The organism is Cupriavidus sp. 05T41, assembly GCF_056396525.1.
Genome location: NZ_JBFTLQ010000170.1, coordinates 1 through 5,364, shown reverse-complemented (window position 1 = coordinate 5,364; position 5,364 = coordinate 1). Strand labels below are relative to the sequence as shown.

Genomic DNA, 5,364 nt, shown 5'->3' with positions numbered 1-5,364 from the left:
GGCGCTGCTGGCCTACCAGCGCGCTGAACGGAAACGGCAAGCGCGAGCGCTGTGCGGCGGCKGTCATCGGGAGGCTCCTTCCAATGCCTGCTCGCTGTCGAGCAGGTGYTGTTCGAGTTGGGCGCGGCGCTCGCCGGGCGCCTGCCACAGGCCGCGCTKCGCGGCCTCGAGCAGGCGCTCGCAGATGGCGTGCAGCGCGCGCGGGTTGTGCCGGCGCAGGAAAGCGCGCGTGTCGGCGTCGTTCACGTAAGCGTCGGTCACCAGCGCGTACTGGTGGTCGGATACCACGCGCGTGGTGGCGTCGAAGCCGAACAGGTAGTCCACGGTGGCGGCCATCTMGAAGGCGCCCTTGTAGCCGTGGCGCTTGACGCCGTCGATCCACTTGGGATTGACCACGCGCGCGCGGATCACGCGGCTKATTTCTTCCTGCAGCGTGCGGATGCGCGGTGCGGCCGGGTTGCTGTGGTCGCCATGGTAGATGGCCGGCTGCGCGCCGCCGAAGGTGCGCGCGGCGGCGGCCATGCCGCCCTGGAACTGGTAGTAGTCGTTGGCGTCGAGCAGGTCGTGCTCGCGGTTGTCCTGGTTCTGCACCACGGCGTCCAGGCCCGACAGGCGCTGCGCAAAGCTGGCGCGTGCCTCCACGCCGTCGGTGCCCTGCCCGTAGGCGTAGCCGCCGGCATGCAGGTAGGCCTGGGCGAGGTCGTTGTCGTCCTGCCAGGCGCGGCTGTCGATCAGGTCCTGCAGCCCGGTGCCGTAGCCGCCCGGGCGCGCGCCGAACACGCGCCAGCCGGCGCGCCGGCGCGCTTCGGCGGCGGGCAGGCCCTGCGCTTCCAGGCKGGCGCGCTCGGCCAGCACGCGCTCGCGCAGGGGGTTGAGTTCGGGCGGCTCGTCCAGTTCGGCCACGGCCTGCACTGCGGCGTCGAACAGGCGCATGACGTTGGCAAAGGCATCGCGGAAGAAACCCGACACGCGCAGCGTCACGTCCACGCGCGGGCGGTCGAAGATCGCCATCGGCAGGATCTCGAAGTCGGTCACGCGGAAGCTGCCGGCCGCCCAGCGCGGCCGCACGCCCATCAGCGCGAAGGCCTGCGCGATGTCGTCGCCGCCGCTGCGCATGGTGGCCGTGCCCCATACCGACAGCCCCACCRCCTGCGGATAATCGCCATGTTCCTGCAGATGGCGCTCGATMAGTTGATTGGCGGACTTGAGGCCGAGCGTCCAGGCCGTGCGCGTGGGCACCGCGCGCGTATCGACCGAGTAGAAATTGCGGCCGGTGGGCAGCACGTCGGGGCGGCCGCGCGATGGCGCGCCGCTCGGGCCKGGCGGCACGAATTGCCCGGCCAGCCCGCGCGCGAGCTGCCGCATTTCCTGCTCGCCGCAGGCGTCCAGCGCCGGCGCCACCTCGCCATGCAGGCGCGCCAGCACGGCGGCGGCCTGCGGCAGGCCGGCCGGCACTGCATCGTCGCCGAGCAACTGCGCCGCCAGCATTTCCAGTCGTTCGCGCGTGTCACCGTGGTGACGCCATGCGCCGGCATCGACGGCCATCAGCAATGCCGGGCGCGGCCCCTGCCACGGCGCGCCCCAGTCCGCGTCGAGCGGATCGAAGCCCTCGCCCAGCCCGAGATCGGCGGCGAGCGCGGCCAGCAGGCTGGCCTGCGCGCCCCGGCCGTCGCCGCTCGGGAAACGGCCCAGCGCGAGCAGCGTGTCGCGCCGCTGGCGGCCTTGCGGCGACACGCCGAAGACATGCAAGCCATCGCGGATCTGCGATTCCTTCAGCTCGCACAGATAGGTGTCGGTACGATTGAGCAGCGCATCCTCGCCGTCGCTGTCGGCCGGCGCGTCGATCCCCAGCTCGCGGTGCAACTGCTGGTCCACGATCAGCTTGAGGATGGACTTGCGCAGCAGCCGCGCGCGGCGCGGGTCCACCGCCAGCGCCTCGTAGTATTCGTCGACCTGGCGTTCCAGGTCCTGCAGCGGGCCGTAGTTCTCGGCGCGCGTGAGCGGCGGCATCAGGTGGTCGATGATKACAGCCTGCGCGCGCCGCTTGGCCTGCGCGCCCTCGCCCGGGTCATTGACGATGAACGGGTAGAGATGCGGCAGCGGGCCGAGGATGGCGTCTGGCCAGCAGGAGTCGGCCAGCGCCACGCTCTTGCCGGGCAGCCATTCCAGGTTGCCGTGCTTGCCGACGTGGACCACGGCATCGGCGCCAAAGGCATGGCGCAGCCAGAAATAGAAGGCCAGGTAGCCGTGCGGCGGCACCAGTTCGGCGTCGTGGTAGCTGGCGTAGTCCTGCGCGCCGGTGGTGCCGGCCGCCAGCGCGTAGGCGCGCGCCGGCTGCAGGCCGATGAACAGATGTCCGCTGCGCACGCCGGCGATCATGAAGCGGCCCTGCCGCACCATCGGGTCCTGCCCGGGTTCGCCCCATTGCGCGGCGATGGCACGCTGGTTTTCCTCGGGCAGGCTACGCAGGTGGCCCAGGTAGTCCGCCATCGGCAGGCTCTGGAAGGCCGGGCGCCAGCCGTGCTGGGCAAGGTCGTTGGTGATGCCCTGCGTCAGCCCGCGCATCAGTTCGTCGCCGTCGGCGGGCAGGCCTTCGCAGTGATAGCCGTGCTCGCGCAGCGCGGCGAGGATGCCCACCACCGAGGCGGGCGTATCGAGGCCCACGCCATTGCCGATGCGCCCTTCGCTGGACGGATAGTTGGCCAGCACCAGCGCCACGCGCTTGTCGGCGTTGGGCATCCGGCGCAGGCGGCACCAGCGCCGGCTCAGCGCCGCCACGAAGGCGATGCGCTCCGCGTCGGGCTGGTAGCGCACCACGTCCACCTCGGTATGCGGGCAGCGGTAGGACAGGCCCTTGAAGCTGACCGCGCGCGTGATGATGCGGCCGTCCACCTCGGGCATGGCGATGTGCATGGCCACGTCGCGCGCGCCCAGGCCCTGGTTGTCGCGCAGCCAGTCCTCGCRGTTGCCGCCGCTGAGCACCACTTGCAGCACCGGCGCGTCGCCGGCCAGCGCCAACGTCTGCGGCGCATCGAGCGACGACACCGCGAAGGCCGTGGTATTGAGCACCAGCGCCGCGCGGTGTTCCGCGCAGAGCTGCTGCAATACCTCGCGGCACAGGGTGTCCTTGAGCGAATTCACCGCCAGCGGCAGCGGGTTGAGGCCCTCGGCTCGCAGCGCGGCKATCAGCGCATCGAACACATCGGTGTTGCCGGCCTGCAGGTGGGCGCGGTAGAAGACCAGCGCCGCCACCGGCGCATCCGCAATMCAGTMGCGCTGCCAGTCCGCCATCGTGGCGACGCCGTGGGCCGGATGGTAGAGCGCGGCCTGCGGCAGCACGCGCGGCTGCAGCGCCGGCTCGCCCCAGCCGAAGGCGTGGTGGGCCAGGCAGCGGAAGAACTGCTCTGCATTGTCGGCGCCGCCCTCGCGCAGGTAGCGCCACAGGGTATGGGACAGCGCCGGCGGCGCGTTGCCGCGCGCCAGCAGGTTGGCGTCCTCGGCCAGGTCGCCGGAGAACATCACCAGCAACTGGCCGCGCGCGCGCGCCAGTTCGGTCAGCCGCTCCAGGCCGTAGGCCCAGTCGCTGTCGCCGCCGAGGTGATCCACCACCACCACGCTCGCGTGCTGCAGCACGTCGTCCACGTACATGTCGAGCGAGGCGGGCTGGCGCAGGTACATCTGGTTGGCCAGCCGCACCGTGGGGAAGTCTTCGCCCAGGCGCGGGAACACGCCGGCCAGCAGCGACAGCGTAGTGTCCGCCGCGCTCAGCACCACCATGCGCGCCGGGCTCTGCACGATGCGCACCACGCCGGCGTTGTCGTCGACGAAGCCGCMCGGGCGGGTGGAAAGCAGGTGCATCGCGTGGCGGACGTGTCAGGGCTGCGGCGTCAGGCTTGCGCCGTGGCCAGCGCAGCCTCCAAGGCGGCCTGCAGCGTGGCCTGCTCCAGCTCCTGGCCGATCAGCACGATGCGCGTGGACTGCGCCTCGCCMGGCTGCCAGCGGCGGTCGAAGTAGCCGTCGAAGCGGCGGCCCACGCCATGCAGCACCAGCCGCATGGGCTTGCCGGGCAGCTTGGCGAAACCCTTGATGCGGTAAATGGTGTGCTGCTCCACCAGTTGCTGCAAGGCGCCGACCAGATGGTCGCGCTCCACTTCGCCCAGCTCCACCACCACCGAATCGAATTMGTCGTGATGATGGTCGGCATGCTCGGGATCGTCGGCGGAGCCGTGGTGGTCCGGGCGCAGGTGGATGCTGTCCTCGGACGCGCGGTTCAGACCCAGCAGCAGCGCCACGTCGAGCTTGCCGCCCTGCGCGCCGACGATCTTCACCTCGGCCGGGATCTCCGGGCGGATCAGCGCCTCCACCTCGGCGCGCTGCGCGGCGTCGATCAGGTCGGTCTTGTTGAGGATGACGAGGTCGGCCGCGCCGAGCTGGTCTTCGAACAGTTCGTGCAGCGGCGATTCGTGGTCGAGATTGGGATCGGCCTTGCGCTGCGCGTCCACCGCGTCCGGGTCGGCGGCGAACTGGCCGGCCGCCGCGGCGGCACCATCGACCACGGTGACCACCGCGTCCACGGTGAAGGCGTTCTTGATGCTGGGCCAGTTGAAGGCTTGCACCAGCGGCTTGGGCAGCGCCAGGCCGGAGGTTTCGATCAGCACGTGGTCGATGTCGGCGCGGCGCTCCAGCAGTTGCTCCATCACCGGGAAGAACTCTTCCTGCACGGTGCAGCACAGGCAGCCGTTGGCCAGTTCATAGAGCTGGCCGTTGCTCTCGCCCGACTCGTCGCAGCCGATGCCGCAGCCCTTGAGGATCTCGCCGTCGATGCCCAGTTMGCCGAATTCGTTGACGATCACCGCGATGCGGCGCCCGCCGGCGTTCTCGAGGATATGGCGCAGCAAGGTGGTCTTGCCGCTGCCCAGGAAGCCGGTGACGATGGTTGCGGGAATCTTGCTGGTCTGCATGGTGGCGGGCTCGGGAAATCAGGCGTTTGGAAAGCGGGGTCCGGCTTGCGGCAGCCGGTGGAAACGAGGCGAACAGCATAAAGACATCGTGCGGTACTGTCCACCGCCGCGCCGCTAGCGCTGGGCCTGCCGGCGCCGGCCCCGGTGCCATTCCACGCCGGCACCGGCGCCGACCAGCAACAGCATCAGTGCCGCCATCCACCACGCCTCGCGTGGCCGCAGACCGGCAAGCGGCGCCGAAGGCGCAAGGTTGAGCGTGCGCGCTTCGAGCAACCGGCCGACCACGTGTTCKKTCGTGCGCGGCAACGGCGGCAACKGCGGCACCGGCGGCGCCKGCTTTGGCGGCGTGGCAACCGTGCGAGCGGCCGCCGTTGCCGCCACTGGCCGCGCCGGGCCGCTGCCC

At 70.9% G+C, this 5,364-nt stretch carries 3 protein-coding genes; all 3 read right to left on the bottom strand.

The features are described from left to right. Nucleotides 1-63: 63 nt before the first annotated feature. Entirely contained in the window at nt 64-3,858 is a 3,795-nt protein-coding gene (cobN, locus tag AC1DKV_RS40020) for a cobaltochelatase subunit CobN (RefSeq protein ID WP_477139707.1), read from the bottom strand. A gap of 29 nt (nt 3,859-3,887) precedes the next feature. Continuing rightward, nucleotides 3,888-4,961, bottom strand: coding sequence for a cobalamin biosynthesis protein CobW (cobW, locus tag AC1DKV_RS40015; RefSeq protein WP_477139706.1), 1,074 nt, complete (start codon nt 4,959-4,961; stop codon nt 3,888-3,890). 114 nt (nt 4,962-5,075) lie between these two features. Continuing rightward, the coding region (locus tag AC1DKV_RS40010) for a hypothetical protein (protein ID WP_477139705.1) at nt 5,076-5,364 on the bottom strand (289 nt) is incomplete at its 5' end.